The sequence below is a fragment of the Kitasatospora sp. NPDC057904 genome (genome assembly GCF_042887925.1).
Lineage (GTDB): Bacteria > Actinomycetota > Actinomycetes > Streptomycetales > Streptomycetaceae > Kitasatospora.
The window spans coordinates 371,169-392,989 of record NZ_JBHVOL010000003.1 but is presented as its reverse complement, the minus strand read 5'-3'; the positions used below and the strand labels follow the sequence as shown (position 1 = coordinate 392,989).

Sequence of the window (21,821 nt, the reverse complement as noted above, 5' to 3'; positions counted from 1 at the left end):
TCGCCACTACCCCGCGCCCGAGCCCCCTCACCACGAGCCGACCGTCAACCGTCCGCCCGCGCACCACTGTCAGAACTGCGCGCCACCGTGTCAGCCGCTCCGCCCGCGCCGACCGCGCGCAGGCGCGAGGCGGCGGTCGCGGCCAGTTGCGGGGCCAGCTTGGCCACGTCCCGGGAGCCCACCACCGCGATGAGGCTCGGCAGCAGCCACCGGACCGGCTGCATGCCGCGCAGCCAGGCCTGGGCGTAGACGTGCGCGGAGCGCCGGGCGATGCCGGCCACGATCCGGTCCACGGCCGGCTCCAGCGGGTAGGTCTTGTTGGCCGGCCACGGCAGGCGGCTGCGCATCTGCTTGAGAACGACGTCCTCGTCGGCACCGCGCACCATGTCCGTGTCGGTCCAACTCAGGTACCCCACACCGACCTTGACCCCTTGGTAGGCGACCTCGCCACGGATCGAGTGGGCGAACGCCTCCACCCCCGACTTGCTCGCGCAGTACGCACTCATCAGCGGCGACGGCGTCAGGGCGGCGAGCGAGGCGATCTGGAGCAGGTAGCCGCGGCTCTCGATGAGGGCGGGGAGGAACGCCCGCGCGGTGGCCACACTGCCCAGCAGGTTGACCTCGATCACCCGGCTGAACGCCCGGTGGTCGCTGTCCACCAACGGCCCCCCGATGGCGATCCCGGCGTTGGCGACGACGGTGTCGATCCGGCCGTAATGCTCCTTGATCCGCCGGGCGGCGTCATCGAGAGCGTCGAGGTCGGTGACGTCGACCTCCCACGTGGTCGCGGTCGGGCCGCACTGGGCGGCGACGTCCTTGAGTTCGGCCGGCTCCAACCCGAGCAGCGCGACCTTCGCCCCGCGGCGCGCGAGCTTGCGCGCGAGCGACGCGCCGACACCCCGGGCGGCCCCCGTGACGACGACGACCTGGGCGGACAACGGCGGTATGGCGTTCATGCGACGACGCTCCTCTCGGAGTCAAAATCATCGGAATCGGAATCGGAACCGGAGACGGAACCGGGGGCGGAATCGGCGGCGGGACCGCTGTCCGCAGTCAGATGGGCCACGGCCATTCGGTGGATCTCCGCCGCGACCTCGACCGGCCGTTCCAACGGCGACATGTGACCAACCCCGGGAAGCAGCAACAACCCCTGCGGGTCGGGCAGTTCGGCGACCATGCGGTGAGCGTGGACCGGTGGTGTCAGCCGGTCCGCCGTGCCGGCGATGACCGACGTCGGCGCGGCGAGGCGGCCGAGTCCGGCGAAGACGTCCAGCCGTCCGAGGACACCCGCCCAGCGCGCGCGGACGGTGGTCGGGCAGGCGTGCACGATCCGGGCCGTCGCCTCGACCCGGCCCGCCGCCGAATCCGGCCCCATCGTCGCGAACTTGAGCGCCGCACGACTGACCGCCGAGACCGGACCGAGCGGCATCCGGGAGTGGAGCAGTCGGCCGTGCAGGAAGCGGCGAAGCCCGGCCGGGCGGAACGACTCGGGCAGGACGGCGAGTTCGTCGAGCAGCCGCCCGGGACCGGTGGAGACGAGGACGGCGGCGGCGGTGCGTTCGGCGACCTCGGGCCGTCCGCCGGCCGCCATGATGGTCATCCCGCCCATGCTGTGGCCGGCGAGGACGGCCCGCTCCCCGGCCGGGACCGTCCGGGCGAGGACGGCGGCGAGGTCATCGGCGAGTGCCCGGGTGGAGTAGCGGGCCGCGCTCGGCGGGATCTCGCTGTGCCCGTGACCGCGCTGGTCGTAGGCCACGAGCCGGTAGCGGTCGGAGAGTTGGCGGATCACCGGCGCCCAGAAGGCGGTCGAGCAGGTCCAGCCGTGGGCGAGCACGATGGTCGGCGCCCCGGGCTGGCCGTGGATCTCGACGTGCAGGCGCAGCCCGTCGGCGGAGCGGACGGCCAACTCCTCGACAGGCGTGGGCGGTACGCAATCGGGGGAAAGCTGCGGACTCATGCTGACACTCCCTGGGCGGTCATGGCCTGCGCCGAGTCGGACGCGGTGGCCGGCGTCGCGCGCATGATGAGCTCGTACTCGCCGAGGTCGACCTTGCGGGTGGCCCGGCGGAACGCGGTGGTGGAACCGGGCCACAGCACGGTGTTCTTGCCGTTCTGGTCCTGGTACCAGCTGTGGCAGCCGCCGGTGGACCAGACGGTGCGGTCCATCCGGTGCTGGAGTTCGAGGTTCCACTGGCGCTGGGCGCGGGCGGTCGGCTGCATGGCGGCGGCACCGATCGAGCCGAGCGTGGTGAGCGCGTCGACGACGTAGTTCAGCTGGGACTCGATCATGAGGATCATCGAGCTGTTGCCGAGGCCGGTGTTGGGGCCGATCACGAAGAACAGGTTCGGGAAGCCGCGCACGGTCGAGCCGCGCAGCGCCTCCATGCCGTCCTTCCACTCCTCGGCCAGGCTGGTGCCGTTCGCGCCGAACACCCTTGCCCCGATGGGCATGTCGGTGACGTGGAAGCCGGTGCCGAAGACGATGGCGTCCACTTCGTGCTCGCTGCCGTCGGCCGCGACCAGTGTGGAGCCGCGCACTTCGCGCAGGCCGGAGGCGACGACCTCGGTGTTGGCGGCGGCGAGCGCCGGGTAGTACGTGTTGCTGAGCAGGATGCGCTTGCAGCCGATCCGGTAGTCCGGCGTGAGCTTGGCGCGCAGCCCGGCGTCGGGGACGCCCTGGGCGATGTGGTGTTCGGCGAGCCGCTGGACGGCGCGCAGCAGGCCGGGCCGGCGGACGAAGGCGTCGACCTGGAGCTCGCGGAGCGCGAAGAGCGTCCCCCTGCGGACCTTGCCGGTCACCGGGAACCGGCCGTGCAGCCACTTCTCCAGCTGGGTGATCTCGCGGTCACGACGGGGCAGGACCCAGGCGGGCGTTCGCTGAAAGACCGTCAGTTTGCTGACCTTCGGCTGGATCGACGGGATGATCTGGGCGGCGGAGGCTCCGGTGCCGACCATCGCGACGCGCTTTCCGGTCAGGTCGAAGTCGTGGTCCCAGCGGGAGGAGTGGAACACCTTGCCGGTGAATGCGCTCAGGCCGGGCAGGTCGGGGATCTGCGGGTCCGCGAGCGGGCCGGAGGCCGAGACGATGGCGTCGGCGGTCCACGTGCCGGCCGTGGTGGTGATCCGCCAGCGCGTGTGCTCGCCCTCCCAACGGGCCTCCAGCACCTCGGCGTTGAAGCGCAGGTGGGGGCGGAGTCGGAAGACCGTGGCGACCTTCTCCAGGTAGGCGCGAATGTCGGGCTGGCCGGAGAAGCTGCGCGGCCACTCGGGGTTGGGCGCGAAGGAGAAGGAGTAGAGGTGCGAGGGGACGTCGCAGGCGCACCCGGGGTAGCTGTTGTCGCGCCACGTGCCGCCGACCGAGTCGGCGCGCTCCAGGACGACGAAGTCCGTGATCCCGGCCCGGCGCAGCCGGACGGCGGCACCGAGGCCGCCGAAGCCGGCACCGACGACCGCCACCCGGACGTGCGGGACGGCCTCGGCCGCCTCTTCGTCGACGACCTCGACGACCTCGACGTCGCCGGCGAACGCGACGGCCTCGACGAGCTCGACGGCCTCGGCCGCTTCGACAGCGCCGGCGCCTTCGGCGGCTTCGGACGCCTCGGGGGCGGCGGACGCGCCGGGCCGGGGGCGCTTGGTGCTGGATGCCATGCGGCGTCCTCCTGAGGGTGGGGGCGGTCGCGTGCTCTCCGCCAAGAGGAACTCTCCCGGACGTTCTGCCCGGAATCCCGATAACCATGCCAGCAATCACTGGCATGGTTGGCAGGGTAGCCCTTGCCGACAGCGCTGGGAAGACGGCCGACCGCCCCGATTCCGGCGGCGACCGCGGCGGACCGTCCTATGCTGATCGCCGTGGACAAGGCCAGAGCTGCTGCGGACGACAGAAAACGCGAGTACCGGGTGGAGGAACTGGCCGAAGCGGCTGGCATCACCACCCGCACGCTGCGCTTCTACCGCGAGCGCAAACTGCTCCAACCGCCGCGCAAAGAGGGCCGCATCGCCTGGTACGGAGAGGAGCACCTGGCCCGCCTGCGCATGATCGGCGAGTTGCTCGAACGCGGACACACCCTCGGCGGCATCACCGAACTCATCGGCGCCGGCGAGAGCGGGCGGGACGTCGCGGAACTGATCGGCCTGGAAGCGGCCATCATCGCGCCCTGGTCGGACGAGACGCCGGTGCGCCTGACCTGGGACGAGCTCAAGGACGGCTTCGGCGACCAGCTCACCGAGGAGAACACGGCCGAATCCCTCGCCCAGGGCTACATCACTGTCACCGACGACGGCATCACCCACATCAGCCGCCGCCTGATGGACGCCACGACGGCGCTGGTCGCGGAGGGCGTACCGCTGTCGGCCGTCCTGGACGCCAGCCGGCGTACCCAGGCGCACGTCGACGCGATCGCCGAGATCTTCATCAACGTCGTCACCGACCACATCCTCGGCGCGCTGTCCGCCGACTCCCCGCTGCCCCCCGGCGAGGCCGCCCGCCTCACCGAGCGCATCCTGCGGGTCCGCCCGCTGGCCCGGACGGTCGCGGACGCCCAGTTCGCGCTCGCGATGGACCGCCGCGTGCACGCCGAGTACGACGAACTGCTGCGCCACCGAAGGGAGAACGGCGCGGAGGGCTCGGACGGGAGCGAGGACGGGAGCGAGAGCGGGAGTGAGAGTTGCGGCAAGGACGGCAGCGAGGACGGCAGCGGCTCCGACGCGTAGCGCGCACGCGTGACGGGCAGGAATTCCCGCGCCCTGCCCGCCCGTTGGACCGTCGCCGGAGGAAGCCGCCCATGCCCGGACACCTGAGCCGCCGCGCCGCCCTCGGTCTCGCCGCCGGACTCGCCCCGGGCCTCGCGCTCGCCGCCTGCGGAGCCGACAGTCCGTCACCGGCGGCGAGTTCGGCCGGCACGCGGACGGTACGGCACGCGCGCGGTGAGAGCACCGTGCCGGCCCGGGCCTCCCGCGTGGTCGTGCTGGACACGGACGCGCTCGACTCGGCCGTCACTCTCGGGATCATCCCGGTCGGCGCGACCACCGTCAGCGACGGCGCGGGTTTCCCCGACTACCTCCCGGGCGACCGGCTCGCGGACACGAAGGCCGTCGGCGCCATCGGCCAGCCCAACCTGGAGGCGATCGCCGCGCTGCGGCCGGACCTCATCCTGAGCAACCAGGTGCGCGACGACAAGCGGTACGACCAGCTGGCCAAGATCGCGCCCACGGTACTGTCCAAGACCACCGGACCGACCTGGAAGGAGAACGTCCGGCTGCACGCCGAGGCGCTGGGGCGGCAAGCGGAGGCAGCGGCGGCCGAGGCCGCGTACCAGGCGAAGGTGCGGGATCTGATCACCGCACTCGGCGGACCGGCCAAGGCCGCGGCCACCAGGGTCGAGATGGCGCGCTTCCTCGCGGGCGCGCCGACCAGGCTCTACCTGAACGACACCTTCGTCGGATCGCTGTTCAAGGGCCTCGGGGTCGGCCGGCCCGCCAACCAGGACAAGCCCGGGTTCTCGCTGGAGATCAGCCCCGAGCAGGTCGACCAGGCCGCGGCCGACGTCATCTTCTATTCGGTGTACGGGGACGCCGCGAAGTCCGACCAGCCGAAGATCCTGGGCGGTGCGCTGTGGAGGAACCTCGACGCCGTCCGCAACGGCCGGGTGTTCCAGGTGGACGACGGGCTGTGGATGCTCGGCATCGGGTACACGGGAGCCGGGCTGATCCTCGACCAGATGCGGAAGGACCTCGTGGGCGGCTGATGGGCGACAGGTGACGGGCGACAGCCAACCGTCGACGGCGAACAGATGACAGGTAACAGATAACAGATGTTGAAATCTGTCATCTGTTACCTGTTCGCCGTCGCCCGCCCCACCACCGCCCCCTCACCTCCCTCACCCCCCTTGGCCACTCCTCCAATCACCCCTCCCCCACCCCTCGACTCCACCGGGTGATCAAACGATTACCGTCACACCGCCGTCACCTCTACCGTCTAGGCTCACCCGTAGGTCGCTGTCACCTGGTCGGGCCGGAGACGGGAGGCGGGCGCCCGTACCGGTTCCGCAGAGGAGGCCTGCACCGTGTCCGTGGCCGTGAACTTCCGCATGGCAACGCAACTGACGGGCAGCCGGGTGCTGCTGTGGTCACTGCTCGGCCGGCTGCCGAACGCGATGAGCCCGATCGGCACCCTGTTGCTGGTCAGCCGGAACACCGGCAGCGTGTGGTCCGGCTCGCTGGTGGCCGGGGCCCTGGCGGGCGGTCAGGCGATCGGCGGTCCGATCGTCGGACGGCTGGCGGACCGGCGCGGGCAGCGCACGGTCGGACTGGCCGCCGCCCTGGTCAACGCCGCCGCCCTGGTCGCCCTGGTCGCCGCCTCCGAGCACGGGCTCGCGCTCGGCTGGCAGATCGCGCCCGCCGCGCTGACCGGCCTGTCCGTCCCACTGGTCGGCCCGCTGTCGCGCAGCCGCTGGGTCCGGCTGTCGGCCGGTGAACCGGAGCTGACCTCGGCCATGCTGGCGCTGGACGGGATCGTCGACGAGGTGAGCTTCACGGCCGGCCCGGCACTCGTCGGCATGCTCGCCACCGCCGTCTCCCCGTCCGCCGGGATGCTCACCGCTGCCGTGCTGTCCGGCGTCTGCGCCACGCTGTTCGCCCTGCACCCGACCGCCGAGACCGCCGCAACCGCCGCGACCGGTGTGCCGACCCCGGTCCACGCCCAATCCCAGTCCGCCGAGCGCCTGTTCAACACTCCCTACCTCCTCCTCATGGCCGGGATGGCGCTGCTGGGCGCCTGCTTCGGCTCGGTCCAGGTCGGCATCACCGCCACCACCGAGGCGCTGGGCCGGCCGGGTTCCGCAGGGCTGTTGTACGGATTCCTGGGCTGCACCAGTTCGATCGCGGGCATCGCCACCGCGTCGCTCCCCGCCCGCTGGGGCCTGCCGCCGCGCCTGCGGGCAGGCACCGCCCTGCTGTTCACAGCCTCCTGCGTCCTGTTCTTCGCGGACGGGAGCCTCGTGGCGCTCACCGCGGCCGTCGGCTTCCTCGGGGTCGCCGTCGCGCCGCAGATGATCACGATGTTCGGCCTGGTCGAGCGCACGGTGCCGGCCGCCCGTCTCGGCGAGGCGATGGCAGCGCTGGTCAGCGCGCTCATCCTGGCCCAGTCGGCGGGCACCTTCGTCAGCGGCTGGGCGGCCGACCACTTCTCGCCGGGCGCTCCCTTCGCGGTCACGGCGGCCGCCGCGGCGACCGCCCTCGTCCTCACCGCCTGCACCGCGACCGAGCACCGATTCCGGCGCTGGCACTCGACGCCGCCCGCGCCCGTTGCCGCGAAGGCCGCGTCGCCCGCCGCGTGAAACGGCAGCGGGGGCGCCGGTGGTCATCCCACCGCCGCCCCCGCCGGGGAACACCGCGTCCCCTCCTGCATCACCGCAACCGCATCAACGCACCTGCATCACAGCACCAGCTTCACTGGCCCCGCGTCACTGCACCGCGGTCGCCGCGCCACTGTCACCGCACCGCGGCCCGCGCAGCTTACCTGACGTACCGTCAGTTGACGTTCACCGCAGTCCACGTGGCCGCGACCGCGTTGTACTCGGCGCTGTTCGCCCCGTACAGGTCGGTCGCCGCGCTGAGGGTGGCCGCACGGGCACCCGCGTAGTCGGTGGTGGAGGTGAAGTAGGTGGTCAGCGCGCGGTACCAGATCTGGGCCGCCTTGTCGCGCCCGATGCCCGCGAGCGTCGAGCCGTCGTACGTCGGGCTGTTGTAGTCGAACCCGTTGATCGACTTCGCGCCGCTGCCCTCGGACAGCAGGTAGAAGAAGTGGTTCGCCACACCCGACGAGAAGTGCACGTCGGAGTTGCCGACGTCGGCGGACCAGTAGTCGGCCGACGAGCCGTCCTTGCTCGGCTGGTCCATGTAGCGCAGCGGCTTGCCGTCGCCGTTCAGGTTGATCAGCTCGCCGATCCAGTAGTTCGGCGGGTTCGAGGGCAGGTTGGCGTACCACTCGACCATCGTGCCCATGATGTCCGAGGTGGCCTCGTTGAGGCCGCCGGACTCACCGGAGTAGTTGAGCGCGGCGGTCGCGGCGGTGACGCCGTGCGTCATCTCGTGGCCGGCCACGTCGATCTCGGTGAGCGGGTGGGTGTCGCCCTGGCCGTCGCCGTAGGTCATGCAGAAGCAGTCGTCGCTCCAGAACGCGTTGACGTAGTTGGAACCGTAGTGCACGCGGCTCGCCGCGCCGACGCCGTCGTTGCGGATGCCGTTGCGGTTGAAGGTGGACTTGTAGAAGTCCCACGTGGTCGCGGCGCCGAACTGGGCGTCCACGGCGGCGGATTCGCGGTTCCCGGCGGTGCCGTCGCCGAAGCTGTTGGTGCTGTTGGCGAACAGCGAGCCGTTGCCGCTGGTGCCGTTGCTCATGTCGCTGGTGGACTGGCCGCCGCGGGTGTCGTCCTTGAGCGAGTACGAGGAGCCGCTCTGGGCGGTGTTGAGCTGGACGTTGCCCACGAAGACGCCGTTGCCGGTGCCGGCCGCGGTCTCGATCTTCTCGTGGGTGGACAGCACCGCGCCGGTGGCCGCGTCGGTGACGAGGACCTGGCGGCTCGGGGTGCCGTCGGCGCGGGTGCCCTCGACCTGGACCCGGTAGGCCAGGCGGGGGTTGCCGTCGCTCGCCCAGACGACCAGCTCGGCGGCACCGGCCTGGTGCACGTCGGCCATCGGGGACTCGTCGGCGTCCAGCGTGACGCCCACGGTGGCGCGCACCGCGCCCGCCGCGTTGTCGGCGGCCTTGTCGGCCGGGATCCGCGGGGTGAGGCTCGGCAGGCTCAGCTGCGCCGCGACCGCCTTGTTCACGGACTTGACCGCGCCGTCCTTGGCCTGGTGGACCACCAGGTCGCCGCCGATGACGGGCAGGCCGGCGTAGGTCCGCTCGAAGCGGAGGTGGCGGGTGCCGTCAGCGTCGATCACCGCGTCCTTGGCGACCAGCTTCTCCTGGTCGCCGAGGGCGAGCTGCTTGGCAAGCGGGCCGGCCTCGCCGTTCGCCACCGCGAGCACGGTGGCGTGCTGGTGGGCGGCCTGCGCCTGCAGCGCGGCGGTCGGGGCGGCCTGCGCGGCCGTGGTGCTCACCTGGATCACGCCGGTCAGCAGGGCCGTGGCCGAGAGCACGGCGACGGCTGCGAGCTTTCGCTTCACGTACGAGTCCTTCCGGGAAACCGCGTCTGTGCGCGGTCGCACCGCGTCCCGGGGGCCGGGGTCGGCACCTGTGGGGCGGGACGGGCACTGGCGTACTGGGCCCCGTTGCGATCGAACGGCAGACCACCGAGGGGTGGGGGTGGGGGCTGCCGGCGGGGGCTGTCAAAAAGCATGACAACCCGATAAGCGTTTTGACAGGTCTACTTCATCAAGTGGCCAGGTCCCGCCAACCTGACGGACATCCAGCGACACGGACAAACCGGGGAATTCCACCCGCCCTTGCAGTGGGTTACCACTCGAACGATGTCCGCCGGCCTGGGCCGATGTCACACCGGCCGCTCCACCGGTGGGAGATGACGGGTCGCCGGGCGAGTTTTACACGCCTGTAAAACTTTCGATACGGAGTCTTGACATCCGCTTGGCGAGGTCCCGCCACCGGTCGCGCTTGTTCGCAGTCGAGGCGTCTGCTAGCCCCGCTGACTTGCGTGTTCGCCCGACTCCGGTGCGCAGTCGGCGAGTTGGGGAATCATCGAGATTTCCCGCGATGGTCCGTACCAATGCTGCCGGAACGACTCCCGAGGGCGCGGCTACCCCGCCTGGTGCAGCGAGCGGGGCGCCCCCGTCCGGTCATTCGGTCGGCGGCAGCGCGAACAGGTCGCGGCCCTCGGCGAATTGGGGGAGCACGATGTCCTGCAAGGGCTCGGGGTCGCCCAGGACGATCTGCTGGATCTCGCCGGCGGGCGAGAGACCGTCGGGCCGGTCGAGGACGCGGCGTCCGGGCAGCGGCCCGCACCTGCCGGCCCCCGCGTCCCGCAGCCCGGGGGCGAGGACGCCGTCGCGCTCCAGCAGCACGTCCACCGCGTCCGTCACGTCCAGGACGTGACGGCGGGCGTCCTCCTCCGTCGCGCCCGGGTACAGCTCGCGGAACGCCGCCCGGGCCGCGGCCAGGAAGCGCTCCGGATCGACGACCACGACGTCGCGGCGGGTCCGGACGCTGATCGTCATCCCGGCGACGGGCGGCCGCGGTTCCTCCTCGTCGCAGCCCCCGGAGCAGCCGCCGGAGCTGCCTCCGACCTCCGCCGCGTCAGCCACTCGTGAGCCGCCACTGCTGCGCTGCCAGTCCGTCGGTGCAGGCCGTCATGGTGACGGGGCTGCCCGAACCGTTTCCGGTCAGACACCGCGCCCCGCCGTTCTCGGCGAGCGTGTACGTGCCCGCGGCGCTCGCGGGCCGGACGACCCAGGCGCTCAGGGGGTTCCACCCGGAATTCAGCGCGACGGTGGCGGTCGAACCGGGGCCCATCCCGTCCATGTTCTGGACGAGCAGGGGGCCGCTCTTGTTGCAGGCGTTGTAGTTGGTGTAGTTGCCCGCTCCGAGCGTGGCGATCCAGCCGTACGCCGAAGCTCCGCCCAGGACCGCCGGGTTGCCGGCCGACAGGTTGTCGTTCTGCAGCCCGAGCGGGAGGCCGTACCGCACGTTGACGATGGTCACCCAGTCGCTCCCGCCGCACCCGGCCGGCCTGGGATTGGTCGGCGTCGAGGCCGATCCGCCACCGGCGGGCGCACCACCGCCGGACGGCGAGCCACCGCCACCGCCCGCCGCCGCGCCGCCCGCCGCGCCACCTGGCTGGGGCTGGGGCTGGGGATTGCCGTTGTTGGCGGGCTGGTTGCCGGTGCCGCCCGCACCGCCACCGCCGCCGCCCGACGGATTCGACTGGCCACCCGACGCGCTGCCACCGGACGCACCGCCACCGGACGCGCTGCCGGTACCCCGGCCACCACCGGACGAACCCGCGTTGCCGCCCGTACCGGCGCCTGCGCCGTTGCCGCCGCTGCCGGGCGCCGGAACGGGCACCTGCGGCTGACTCGCCGGGTTCGGCGGCTGGTTGGGGGCGGCGGACGCACCCGGGGTGTCGGCCGGGGGCGGGGTGGCCGTCGTGGCCGTCGCGGACGGGGTCGGCGTGGTGTCCGTCCCCGTCGTGCCGGGGGCGCCCGGCGTCGCCGGGGCCGTCGCGACGGTCGGCTGCGCGCCGGGCGGCGTGTGGGCGTCCGCGCCGCCGGGGCCGCGGTCGACGAGCAGGACGGTCGCCGTGCCCATCGAGATGACGACCGGGATGATGACGGGCACCAGCATCGCGCGCCGCGACCGGCGCCGCCCCGGCTCGGTGGCTTGCTGCGGGCCCACCTTCGCCACCTCGTTCGGCGCTCCCCCGCCGGTACCGCCGCTTTCCTTCCCCGGCCGGCCGTTCTTGCCTTCGGCACCCGCCGGGCCCGCCGGGCCCGCCTCGGCCTCCTCATCGGCGGCGGCGGCCGCAGCGGCTGCGGCAGCGGCGGCCCGGGCGCGCGCCACCACCTCCTCCGGGACGACGTCCGCGCCCGGGGCGCCGATCGCCGACCGGGCCGCGGCGGCCATCGCGGCCGCATCGGCGTAGCGGTCCTCAGACTTCTTCGCGAGCGCCCTCGTCACGAGCAGGCGCACCGCGGGCGGGAACGCGGCGGGCAGCTCCGGCGCGGGCTCGCGCACGTGCTTGAGCGCCACCTCCAGCACGCTCTGGCCCTCGAACGGCGGCCGCCCGGTGAGGAGTTCGTAGCCGACCACGCCGATCGAGTACAGGTCGGAGGCCGGCGCGACCCCGCCCTTGCCCTCGGCCTGCTCGGGCGCCATGTAGAGCGCGGTGCCGATGATCGCGTGCGAGGCGGTGATCTTGGTGCTGGCGACCGCGCGGGCGATGCCGAAGTCCGTGATCGTGACGTGGCCGTCGGCGCGCACCATCAGGTTCGACGGCTTGATGTCGCGGTGGACGATGCCCTGGCGGTGGGCCGCCTGCAGGGCGTCCAGCGCGGACGCGAGCAGGGCGAAGGCGCGCTCGGGGGACATCGGGCCGTCGGCGGCGAGGACCTGGTCGAGCGGGCGGCCCTCGATCAGCTCCATGACGATGTAGGCGCAGCGCTCGCCGTCGTCCCCGTCGTCGGCGGCGGCCCCGCCGGTGGCGGCTCCTTCGCCCTCCGGGCCGTCCGCGCGGCCGGTGCCGCCGGAGGCGCCGCGGCTGCCCGAACCGCTCTCGCCGTAGTCGTACACGTCGACGATCCCGGGATGGTCGATCGCGGCGACCATCTGTGCCTCGCGCCGGAAGCGCCGGACGAACGTGCCGTCCTCGAACAACGCCGAGTGCAGGATCTTGACGGCGACCTGGCGCGCCAGCACGCCGTCCTCGGCCCGCCAGACGGTGCCCATGCCCCCGCCGCCGATCCGCTCGGTGAGCGTGTAGCGCCCGCCGAGCACGGTCCCCCGTCCCGTCATCCCCTGCCCCCAGATGTCATGACCCTCCCCAGCGGGCCTTCGGGCACACAGTGTGCCAGAGGGTGCCGCGGCGCCATCACCCGCCGTACGAGCAGGTTTCCTCCGATGACAAGGGCGTTTCGCACACGCTCGGCATACCGGGGCACACGGGTTGCACCGGGAGCCACCGGGCGTACCGGGGCGCACGCGGCGCAGCGGTCACGCCCGGCGCACCGGGCCCCTCGGTGAACCGCGTGTGCCCGCCGTCCCGGACGCGGCCGGCGCCTCCCCGGGCGCGCCACCTGAGGAACCCGTCGCCTCAGGCGCGCGCCGACTGCCGGGCGTGCTCCGCGACTTCCAGCACGGCTGCCGTCACGGCCCCGGGGTCGTCGGCGTGGATGACGTGGCCGGCGCCGCGCACGACGATGTGGGTGCCGCGGGTCGCACGCTCGGCGATGCGCGACTGCAGGATCGTCCAGCGGGTGCGCAGGACCGCCGGCAGGCCCTCGGTCGCGCTGAGGACGGCCAGCGGCACGTCGGTCGTGCGCGCGGCGGAGCGGCGGCGCCGGATCTCGGACACGGCGAGCGTCATCAACCGGTTCTCGGCGACGGCGGTGCGCCACTGGTGGCGGCCCGGGCGGACGGCCCCGGCACCGGGAGCGACGGCCGACCGGAGCAGTCCGATCCGTACCATCGCGGCCTCGGCGGCGCGGACGGCCGGCGCGTGGAACTCCTCGTGCACCGGATCCACCAGGACCAGGCCTCCGACGAGCTCTGGCCGCTGCCAGCCGACGAGTTGGGCGAGCAGGCCGCCCCAGCCCTGTCCGGCCAGCACGCATGGGCCGTCGCCGAGGTGTTCCACCAGGGCGACCAGGTCGGCGAGTTGGGTCTCCAGGGTGAGGCCCGCGTCGAAGTCGCTCGCACCGAGCCCGGCCCGGTCGTACGCCACGACCCGTCCGAACCGGGCGAGTTCGGGCACTACGGGCGCCCACGTGAGCGCCGGCGCGCCGCTGTCGGCGACCAGGACGACGGTCGGCCCTCCCTGGCCCGCCTCGACCCAGCGCAGCACCCGGCCGCCGAGGTCCAGTTCGCCCCGGCGGACCCCGCCGGGGACCCGCTCCGACAGGGCCGCCATCGCCGGCGGCACGGTCGCGCCGCCACCGCGCCGCGGGCGCGAGGCCGTCCGGGCGCGCGCTGCCGCCCCCACAGTCATTTCGTGCACAGTCCGGTTCCCCCCTGGAACTCTGGAACATGGTTCGTCGTGATTGGTGATGAATCGCCGCCACAGTTCTCCGTCACGGCTCTCCGGGGCAGCTCGCCGTCACGGCCGGCCGCCACGGACAGCGGTCAACGGACCGCCGTCACGGATCGCCGTGACGCGCCGCCCGCCCGATCGGACCGGCCGGCGACCGGCCTGCAGTGCCGGATGCGCGGGTCGGTCCTCACCGCTCGGCGGCGCCGGGCGCCTCCCCGGCCGCCCGTACGAACGGCGGCCCCGGTGGCCCGGACGACATGTGCCGCCGGACCCGACCTTGACCGCCCGGGCACACCGTAACCCGAACACTTCGTGTCCGTCGCGTGAGTAATGCGCAAAGATAAGATGTGAACGACCCGGAACGGACATCCGTGACAAACAGCCGTAGGCTCCCGGCATGCACAGCAGCCTGACCGACCACGCGCGGTGCCTCTACGGCGACGAGTACCGGCCCGAACCGGTCGCACCCGGCCCCTGCACCGAACCGGACCACGACGAGGGCTACTTCGTCGAGTCGCTGACGTTCGCGGACGCCGACACGATCCTGGCCATGCTGCGCGAGCTCTGCCCGTACCTCTGCGACGGTTACCTGCCGGTGCGGATCCGCAACCTCGCCTACCGCCTGGTGCTCCTCCAGCGCCCGGACGAGCCGGAGCTGATGCGCGAGGCGGCCATGAGCCTGGTCCTGCACGGACCGGACTGGGACGACATCGCGGCCGAACTGCGGCGGCGCGCCGACGCACTGGAGGAGAGCGCCGACGCGCCGAAGCCCGGAACCGCCGCCGCCGCTGCCGCTGCGCCGGACGAGCGCGGCTGACGGCCCGGGCGGGGGCCGGGCGGGATCCGGGCGAAGGTCCTATCGGGACCAGGCGCTGCCAGATGGCGTCGGACGGTGCCAGGCAGGATCAGACGGCGCCAAGAGGCGGCGTCAGGCGGCGTCAGGCGGGAAGCGTGCGCTTCAGCAGCTTGAGCAGCGCGGTCCAGTGCCGGGCGTCGGCGGCCTCGTCGTAGCGCGTGGTGTCGGCCTGCGTGTAGCCGTGCAGGGCGCCCCGGTACACCTCGGCGCGGAAGCGGACGCCGGCCTCGGCGAGCGCCTCGGCGAGGCGGGCGATCTGCTCGGGCGGCAGCGACGGGTCGTCGTCGGCGTGGCCGAAGTACAGCTCGGCGGTGATCAGGTGGGCGCCGAGGTGCGGGCTGTCCGGCGTCTCGCGCGCGAGGTTCCCGCCGTGGAAACCGGCCGCGGCGGCGACCCGGTCCGGGTGGGTGGCGGCCATGCGCAGCGCGTGCACCGCACCCCGGCAGTAGCCGGTCAGCCCGACGGGGCCGTCCTTGACGAGCGGGGACTCGTCCAGCCAGGCCAGGTAGGCGTCGGCGTCGCGCCGGTTCACCTCGGGGGTGAGGGTGTTGAGCAGCGGGACGATCTTGTCGAAGAGGGCCGGGTCGTTGTCCGGGTCGATGACCTCGGCGTAGTCGATGACCGGCGCGCGCCCGTGCCGGTAGTAGGCGTTGGGGACGAGGACGGCGTACCCGGCCTCGGCGAGCCGGTCGGCCAGGGCCATCAGGTGGGGCCGGAGTCCGAAGGCGTCCATGTGGACGATGACGGCCGGGTGGGCCAGTGCGTCGTCGGGGTGGACGAAGTAGGCGTCGGCGACGCCGTCCGCCGTCGGGATCTCCACGGTGGTGCCGCGCACGGTCATGTGCTCGCTCTCTGTTCTGCCTGCCGGTCCGGTTGTCGCACCGGTTGGGCCGCCTCTCGACGTCGGGCGGCAGGGTAGCCCGTGGGCCGGGGTTTGGCCCGCGAGTTATGCGCCTGCCCTGCCACCGGCTCCGCTTCGGCCGTCCGGGCCGAGGATCACGGGCGGCGCGCCACAGGTCGCGGATGGCGGGTCGCACGGAGGGAACGACCGTACGACCGGGGAACGTTGAGACCGTCATGGGGATGATCGTGGGAACGGCGGCGGTGGTGGCCGCGATCGTGGGACTGCTGCTGCTCGCGGCGCTGCAGATCCGGGACGAGGCGTCGCCCCGGCGCGGCTCGAAGTCCGGTGCCGGGGGCGCTGCCGGGAGTGGGAGTGGCGGCGGGTTCGGCCTGGGCGGCGGCGTGATGGAGGAACTGCACGCGCTCTTCAGCTCCGGCAAGCAGGTGCAGATCGAGCAGCGCCGGGAGCAATTGGTGCTGCGCGACGACGAGCACGCCGGAGCGCCGCCGAACTTCGGCGTGGACCTGGAGGCGGGCGTGGCGGTACTCCCGGCCACGCCGACGCCTCCGGACGGGGACCGGCCGGCCGGTCAGGCGCCCCAGGTGCGGGAGCAGAGCACGAGCCGGTAGCCGTCCGGGTCGGATATCGTCACGCCGTGCGCGTCCCAGTAGGGGTTGTTGGACGTGACCCGGGTGCCGCCGGCGGCCTCCAGCCGGGCGACGAGGCCGTCGTCCACGGGCGCGCCGAGGTAGACGACGAACAGGTCGTCGACGGTCGGGGCCGGTTCCAGCGGGTGTTCCGGGTCGTGGGTGAGCTCGAAGTGCCAGCCTCCGCCCGGCGGGCCGACCATCAGCAGGTCGTGTTCGCCGGGGACGCGCTCGGTGGTGCGCCAGAGCACGTCGAGGCCGAGGCCGCCGACGTAGAAGCGCTCGGCCGCCACGAGGTCCCGGGAGGGGCGGGCGATCCGCACCCGCGTCGTCGCATCGATGATCATGCGGGTGAACCTAGCAGCCGACACTGACAGCCCGTCGGAGCACCGATTGGGGCACCAAGTCTCCCCCGGCCGCGGGCGCCGGGCCACGGACCGTCAGAGCCGCGACACCCGCTCCTCGTCGGAGGTGCGCGGACAGGTCAGGCAGGCGAGCGCGTCCGGCGCGACGGCGTAGTAGAGGCAGCAGCCGAGTCGCGTCCGGGTCGGGTGGCACTGGCCGTCGGGGGTGCGCAGACGGCGGAAGTCGGCCGCGCCGGGGAGCGGGAGCGTGCCGCCGGGCAGGACGGCCCCGGCGGCGGCGACCGCCGCGTCCTCCTCGTCGAGCATCCTGCCGAGGTACCAGATCGCGGAGGCCAGGTCGTCCGTGACCATCCCCCACAGCGCGCGGTCCCGTCGGCGGGTGGGCTCGGCGAAGGCGGCGACCAGCGGTTCGGCGTGGGCGACGACGGCGGCGCGCAGCTCGGCCCGCAGCTCGTCCTCGCCGAGCGGACCGCCGGGACGGCCGACGTGGCCGCGCGGGCGCAGCGCGAGGTCCCCGGTGGGGGCGTGCAACCAGAGGTCAGCGGGGTCGACGGCCGGGACGCGCCGGGCGAGGTGCCAGGGGCCGGCGATGAGCAGGCAGGCGGACCACACGTAGTGGTGCAGCAGACGTGACGCGGTGACGTGCGGCCGGGCGGCGCGGCCGTGGCGGTCGGCGGTGCGGGCCTCCTCGCCGGCCAGCGCAGCGGCCAGGGCCGACTCGTCGCAGGCCAGTTGGGCGCCGGAGTACCAGCCGTCGGCCGCGGACGGGTCGGGGTCGGCCGGACCGAGTACGCGCAGGACGAGCGCGGGGCAGAGGTCGCGCAGGCGCCGGTAGTCCGCGAACAGCGCGGACGCGGGCGCTGCCGGCGGAACGGGCGGCGTCGGCAGCACAGGCGACACGGGCAGGACAGGCGACACGGGCGACGCGGGCGGCATCGCCGACGCGGGCGCGGCCGCGGGCATGGGTGGTCCGGGGATCATCGAAACTCCCGAGCTCTGCTTCCCGAGATGGGATAAGGTGAGGCTCACCTTACAGACTTTCAAACCGCCCGTGACACACCCGCCCGAGCAGCGCCCCGCCTCACTCCACCGCACCCGCACGGCACCCGGCGCGCGACATGTCCGATTTGTCAACGGTTGACGAACTTAGGCAAAGCTAACCTAAGATGTCGACCCGTGTTGAGAACCGATCCGCCGGCTTCCGCGGCCCCCGCGACGCCCCGGCGCCCTGCGCTCCGGCAGCCCCTGCTGCTGGCGGCGGGCCTGTGCGCGCTCGTGCTGTGCGCCGCGCTGAGCCTCGCGCTCGGCTCGCGCTCCATCCCGCTGTCCACCGTGGCCGACGCCCTGACCGGCACGGCCCACGGCGGTGACGCCGACGTGGTGACGGGTCTTCGGGTCCCGCGCACCCTCATCGGGCTCGCGGTCGGGGCGGCGCTCGGCGTGGCCGGGGCCGTCGCCCAGGGCGTCACCCGCAACCCGCTGGCCTCGCCGGTCACCCTCGGCATCAACGCGGGCGCGAGCCTCGCCGTCGTCGCCGCGATCTACACCCTCGACCTCGCCCGGCCCGCCCAGTACGTCTGGTTCGCCTTGGCCGGCGCGGCCGTCGCCGCCGTCGCCGCGTACGCGATGTCCCGCCGCGGCGGCGACCTCGACCCGGTCCGGCTCGCGCTCGGCGGCACGGTGCTCACCGTCGTGCTCACCTCGTGGACCTCGGCGCTGATGCTGGCCAGTCACCGCACGCTCGACGAGGCCCGGTTCTGGCTGGCCGGCTCGATCGCCGGACGGCAGCTGGACACCCTCACCCCCGTCCTGCCCTTCCTCGCGGTCGGCCTGCTCGGCGCGTTCGCGATCTCCCCCGCGCTCAACGCGCTGGCCCTCGGCGACGAGGCGGCCCAGTCGCTCGGCGTGCCGGTGGCCCGGATCCGGGTCGCCGGCGGGCTCGCCGTCGTCCTGCTGGCGGGCGGCGCGGTCGCCGTCGCCGGACCGGTGGCGTTCATCGGACTGGCCGCCCCGCACCTCGTCCGCCCGCTCCTCGGCAACGACCACCGCTGGCTGCTGCCCGGCTGCCTGATCGCCGGTCCGCTGCTGCTGCTCGCCGCCGACGTGCTCGGGCGGCTCGTGGTCCGCCCGTCCGAGATCGAGGTCGGCATCGTCACCGCCTTCCTCGGCGCGCCGCTGCTCGCGGTGCTGGCACGGAAGGTGGCCCGGTGACCGCGATCGCCGCCGCCCCGACGGGCGCGCTCACCCGCCACCGCGTCCGCACCGCCGCCTGGTCGGTGCTGGCCGCCGCCCTGCTCGTGCTCCTGACGGGCATCGCCCTCGGCACCGGGCAGGTCGGCATCTCCGCCTGGGACGCGCTGCGCGCCCTCGTCGGCCAGGGCACGCCCAGGGACGTCCTCGTCGTGCAGGAGTTCCGGGCGCCGCGCGTCGTGTCCGCGCTGATCGCGGGCGCCGGGCTGGCCATGGCCGGCTCGATGCTCCAGCGCCTCTTCCGCAACCCGCTGGCCTCCCCCGACACCATCGGCGTCACCGGCGGCGCCTCCTTCGGCGCGGTGCTCATGCTCGCCACCGGCGCCTCGCAGCAGCTGATCCCGCTCGCCGCGCTCGGCGGCGGACTGCTCGCCGCGCTCCTCCTCGGCGGCTTCGCGTGGCGCTCCAAGATGGCCGTGACCCGTCTGGTCCTGGTCGGCCTGGCGGTCCAGCAGGGCCTCGCCGCCGCCGTGAACCTGATGATCGTACGGTTCCCGGCCGAACTCGCCTCCTCCGCGATGCAGTGGACCACCGGCTCCCTCTACGGCCGCACCTGGACCGAGGTCTCGATCGGCGGCACCGCCATCGGACTCACCGCCGCCGCTGTCGTGCTCTGCCAGCGCCGCGTGGCCGTCCTCGACCTCGGCGACGACTCCGCCGGCGGCCTCGGGCTCAACCCCGGCCGTGACCGGATGTGGCTGCTGCTGCTCACCATCACCCTCGCCTCGCTCGCCGCCGCCCTCACCGGGCCGGTCGCCTTCGTCGCCCTCGCCGTCCCGCACCTGGTCCGGCTGCTCGCCGGGCCGCCCACCCTCGGCACGCTCGGACTCACCGCCCTCACCGGCGCCGTCCTGCTGCTCGGCGCCGACCTCCTCGTGCTCCACGTGATCCCCGTCCACGGCCTGCCGGTCGGTGCCGTCACCGCCACCCTCGGCGCGCCCTGGCTCCTGGTGCTGATGATCCGCCAGGGCCGGCTTCCCCAGAGGAGCAGCTGATGACCGCCCCCGAGACGCCCCTCGCCGAGAAGACGGCCGTGGTGGAGACAGACGTGGAGAAGACGGCCGTGGAGAGCACAGGCGCGGAGAGGACAGGCGTGGAGAGGACAGGCGTGGATGCGACCGCCGGCGGCACGAACCGCCTCGCCACCCACGGGCTCGGCCTGCGCTACGGCGACCGCGTGATCGTCGACGGGCTCGACCTCGAACTGCCCGGCGGCGCGGTCACCGCGATCGTCGGCCCCAACGCGTGCGGCAAGTCCACGCTGCTGCGCGGACTCGTCCGTCTCCTCGACCCGGCCGCCGGGACCGTCACCCTCGACGGCTCCGACATCCACCGGATGCCGTCCCGGGCTCTCGCCAAGCGGCTCGGCCTCCTGCCGCAGCAGCCGGTCACGCCCGAGGCGATCACCGTCGAGTCGCTGGTGCGGCTCGGCCGCTACCCGCACCAGCGGATGCTGAGCCCGTGGTCCAGGGCCGACCAGGCCGCCGTCGAGGACGCCCTCGCCCGCACCGGCACCGCCGAACTGCGCGACCAGCAGGTCGACCGGCTCAGCGGCGGGCAGCGCCAGCGCGCCTGGATCGCGCTCGCGCTCGCCCAGGACACCGACCTCCTGCTCCTCGACGAACCGACCACCTTCCTCGACCTGCGCCACCAGCTCGACGTCCTCGACCTCGTCGCCGACCTGCACGAGGAGGCCGGGCGGACCGTGGTCATGGTGCTGCACGACCTCGGGCAGGCCGCCCGGTACGCCGACCACCTCGTCGTCCTCAAGGACGGGCGGCTCGCGGCCGCCGGGGCACCGTCGGAGGTGCTGACGGCCGAGCTGGTGGAGGCCGTCTTCCAGGTGCCGTGCCGGGTGGTGCCCGACCCGGAGACGGGCACGCCGCTCGTCGTGCCGCGGGCGCGGGAGCGCGCTCGCACTCGTGCTCGTGCCTCGGCTGCGGTCTGACCTCCCTTTTCCTCTTCCTCCTCCCCTTCCGCCCTCTTCGTCCCCCGCTCTCCGCTCGACCCGATCCAAGGATTCCGATGAACCGCCGACTGCCCGCCGTCATCCTCGCCGCCACGCTCTCCACCGCGCTGCTCGCCGCCTGCGGCAGCAACGGGGACGGCGCCAAGGCGGGCGGCGACTCCGCCTCCTCGTCCGCCTCCGCCGGCACCGCCGCGGGCTTCCCGCGCAGCGTCAAGCACGCGGCCGGCACCGCCGAGATCAAGAGCCAGCCCAAGCGCGTCGTGGTCCTGGACAGCGGCGAGCTCGACGACGTCACCCTGCTCGGCATCACGCCGGTCGGCGCCGTCTCCCCGCACATGAAGACCGAGGGCGGCTTCCCGAACTACCTCAAGGACAAGATCAAGGACACCAAGGACGTCGGCCCGATGAACGAGCCGAACCTGGAGCTGATCGCCTCCCTCAAGCCCGACCTGATCCTGTCCTCCAAGGTCCGCCACGCCAAGGTCTACGACCAGCTGAACGCGATCGCGCCGACCGTCCTCGCCGAGACCACCGGCTTCCCGTGGAAGGAGAACCTCGCCCTCTACGCCCAGGCCCTCGGCAAGGAGGACGAGGCGAAGAAGGCGCTCGCCGACTACCAGGCGCGGGCCGCCAAGCTCGGCGAGGAGATCAAGGCGAAGAACGGCGGCACGATGCCGACCGCGTCCGTGGTCCGCTTCGTGGCCGGACCGACCCGCCTGTACGCGAAGGCCTCCTACAGCGGCGTCGTGCTCAAGGACGTCGGCCTGGCCCGCCCGGCCTCGCAGGACGTCGACAAGAACATCGTCGAGGTCAGCGCCGAGCAGATCAACCAGGCCGACGCGGACCTGGTGTTCGTCACGACGGCCGACGACCCGTCGAAGACCAAGGAGAGCGAGGTCCAGCAGACCCCGGTCTGGCAGGGCCTCAACGCGGTGAAGAACAACAAGGTGTTCACCGTCCCGGACGAGACCTGGATGTCCGGCATCGGCGTCCAGGCCGCCGACGCCATGCTCGTCGACATCGCCAAGGCCGCGGGCGTCGAGGCCCCGAAGTAGCCGACGGCGGCCGGCCCCGGCAGCGGGGCCGGCCGGACTGCCGGGACATCCCGGACTCCCGGACTCCCGGACTGCCGGACTGCCGGACTGCCGGCAGCGGGCGGGGGACGGGGGACGGCGAACAGGGGCGGAGTG

The 21,821-nt window shown here is 73.4% G+C and carries 19 protein-coding genes; 9 read left to right on the top strand and 10 right to left on the bottom strand.

Going from position 1 to position 21,821, the window contains the following annotated elements:
* Positions 1-44 precede the first annotated feature (44 nt).
* Genes ACFVSN_RS10515 through ACFVSN_RS10505 form a run of 3 tightly spaced genes read right to left on the bottom strand, consistent with a single transcriptional unit; the run spans position 45 to position 3,648 of the window.
* Positions 45-956 (bottom strand): SDR family oxidoreductase, encoded by a 912-nt coding sequence (locus ACFVSN_RS10515; RefSeq protein WP_387590064.1) that lies wholly within the window; start codon positions 954-956, stop codon positions 45-47.
* On the bottom strand, positions 953-1,957 hold the full coding sequence (locus ACFVSN_RS10510) for an alpha/beta fold hydrolase (protein WP_387954520.1): 1,005 nt from the start codon (positions 1,955-1,957) through the stop codon (positions 953-955). Before ACFVSN_RS10510 ends, ACFVSN_RS10515 begins: the two co-directional genes overlap by 4 nt.
* Positions 1,954-3,648, bottom strand: coding sequence for a flavin-containing monooxygenase (locus ACFVSN_RS10505; protein ID WP_387954518.1), 1,695 nt, complete (start codon positions 3,646-3,648; stop codon positions 1,954-1,956). Before ACFVSN_RS10505 ends, ACFVSN_RS10510 begins: the two co-directional genes overlap by 4 nt.
* Positions 3,649-3,849: 201 nt before the next feature.
* Here ACFVSN_RS10505 and ACFVSN_RS10500 point away from each other — a divergent pair, with 201 nt between their 5' ends.
* The 3 genes from ACFVSN_RS10500 (at position 3,850) to ACFVSN_RS10490 (ending at position 7,334) form a co-directional block, all read left to right on the top strand.
* Positions 3,850-4,710, top strand: a complete 861-nt coding sequence (locus ACFVSN_RS10500; protein WP_380489569.1) for a MerR family transcriptional regulator — start codon at positions 3,850-3,852, stop codon at positions 4,708-4,710.
* 71 nt (positions 4,711-4,781) lie between these two features.
* The gene (locus ACFVSN_RS10495; RefSeq protein WP_387954516.1) at positions 4,782-5,744 is read left to right on the top strand and encodes an ABC transporter substrate-binding protein; all 963 of its coding nucleotides are present in this window, start codon (positions 4,782-4,784) and stop codon (positions 5,742-5,744) included.
* Between the two features lie 342 nt (positions 5,745-6,086).
* Entirely contained in the window at positions 6,087-7,334 is a 1,248-nt protein-coding gene (locus ACFVSN_RS10490) for an MFS transporter (RefSeq protein ID WP_387954514.1), read from the top strand.
* Between the two features lie 193 nt (positions 7,335-7,527).
* Here the strand turns inward: ACFVSN_RS10490 and ACFVSN_RS10485 are convergent, their stop codons facing one another.
* The 4 genes from ACFVSN_RS10485 to ACFVSN_RS10470 all read right to left on the bottom strand — a co-directional run bounded on the left by ACFVSN_RS10485 (position 7,528) and on the right by ACFVSN_RS10470 (position 13,658).
* A complete protein-coding gene (locus ACFVSN_RS10485) occupies positions 7,528-9,168 on the bottom strand; it encodes a M4 family metallopeptidase (protein WP_380437216.1) in 1,641 nt (546 codons plus the stop codon).
* 627 nt (positions 9,169-9,795) lie between these two features.
* Entirely contained in the window at positions 9,796-10,173 is a 378-nt protein-coding gene (locus ACFVSN_RS10480; protein WP_387954512.1) for a hypothetical protein, read from the bottom strand.
* Between the two features lie 79 nt (positions 10,174-10,252).
* Positions 10,253-12,466 (bottom strand): serine/threonine protein kinase, encoded by a 2,214-nt coding sequence (locus ACFVSN_RS10475; RefSeq protein WP_387954510.1) that lies wholly within the window; start codon positions 12,464-12,466, stop codon positions 10,253-10,255.
* Positions 12,467-12,764: 298 nt separating this feature from the next.
* Complete coding sequence (locus ACFVSN_RS10470; protein WP_387954696.1) at positions 12,765-13,658, bottom strand: alpha/beta fold hydrolase; 894 nt, start codon at positions 13,656-13,658, stop codon at positions 12,765-12,767.
* Between the two features lie 439 nt (positions 13,659-14,097).
* On the opposite strand from ACFVSN_RS10470, the gene ACFVSN_RS10465 reads away from it, so the two are divergent.
* Complete coding sequence (locus ACFVSN_RS10465) at positions 14,098-14,517, top strand: hypothetical protein (protein WP_387954508.1); 420 nt, start codon at positions 14,098-14,100, stop codon at positions 14,515-14,517.
* Positions 14,518-14,638: 121 nt separating this feature from the next.
* On the opposite strand, the gene ACFVSN_RS10460 is transcribed toward ACFVSN_RS10465, so the two are convergent.
* On the bottom strand, positions 14,639-15,397 hold the full coding sequence (locus ACFVSN_RS10460; protein ID WP_380499893.1) for a dienelactone hydrolase family protein: 759 nt from the start codon (positions 15,395-15,397) through the stop codon (positions 14,639-14,641).
* A gap of 242 nt (positions 15,398-15,639) precedes the next feature.
* On the opposite strand from ACFVSN_RS10460, the gene ACFVSN_RS10455 reads away from it, so the two are divergent.
* Positions 15,640-16,029, top strand: a complete 390-nt coding sequence (locus tag ACFVSN_RS10455) for a DUF6191 domain-containing protein (RefSeq protein ID WP_380437229.1) — start codon at positions 15,640-15,642, stop codon at positions 16,027-16,029.
* On the opposite strand, the gene ACFVSN_RS10450 is transcribed toward ACFVSN_RS10455, so the two are convergent.
* On the bottom strand, positions 15,990-16,394 hold the full coding sequence (locus tag ACFVSN_RS10450) for a VOC family protein (RefSeq protein WP_380437231.1): 405 nt from the start codon (positions 16,392-16,394) through the stop codon (positions 15,990-15,992). The genes ACFVSN_RS10455 and ACFVSN_RS10450 overlap by 40 nt on opposite strands.
* Positions 16,395-16,487: 93 nt before the next feature.
* On the bottom strand, positions 16,488-17,312 hold the full coding sequence (locus tag ACFVSN_RS10445; protein ID WP_387954506.1) for a (2Fe-2S)-binding protein: 825 nt from the start codon (positions 17,310-17,312) through the stop codon (positions 16,488-16,490).
* A gap of 345 nt (positions 17,313-17,657) precedes the next feature.
* Here ACFVSN_RS10445 and ACFVSN_RS10440 point away from each other — a divergent pair, with 345 nt between their 5' ends.
* From ACFVSN_RS10440 to ACFVSN_RS10425, 4 genes are all read left to right on the top strand, one after another.
* Complete coding sequence (locus ACFVSN_RS10440) at positions 17,658-18,623, top strand: FecCD family ABC transporter permease (protein ID WP_380437345.1); 966 nt, start codon at positions 17,658-17,660, stop codon at positions 18,621-18,623.
* Positions 18,620-19,657 carry a FecCD family ABC transporter permease gene (locus ACFVSN_RS10435; protein WP_387954504.1) on the top strand — a complete coding sequence of 346 codons (1,038 nt, stop codon included), beginning with the start codon at positions 18,620-18,622 and terminating at the stop codon, positions 19,655-19,657. The genes ACFVSN_RS10440 and ACFVSN_RS10435 overlap by 4 nt, the downstream gene beginning before the upstream one ends.
* Positions 19,657-20,610 (top strand): ABC transporter ATP-binding protein, encoded by a 954-nt coding sequence (locus ACFVSN_RS10430; RefSeq protein WP_387954503.1) that lies wholly within the window; start codon positions 19,657-19,659, stop codon positions 20,608-20,610. The genes ACFVSN_RS10435 and ACFVSN_RS10430 overlap by 1 nt, the downstream gene beginning before the upstream one ends.
* A 77-nt stretch (positions 20,611-20,687) precedes the next feature.
* A complete protein-coding gene (locus ACFVSN_RS10425; RefSeq protein ID WP_387954501.1) occupies positions 20,688-21,686 on the top strand; it encodes an ABC transporter substrate-binding protein in 999 nt (332 codons plus the stop codon).
* Positions 21,687-21,821: the final 135 nt, after the last annotated feature.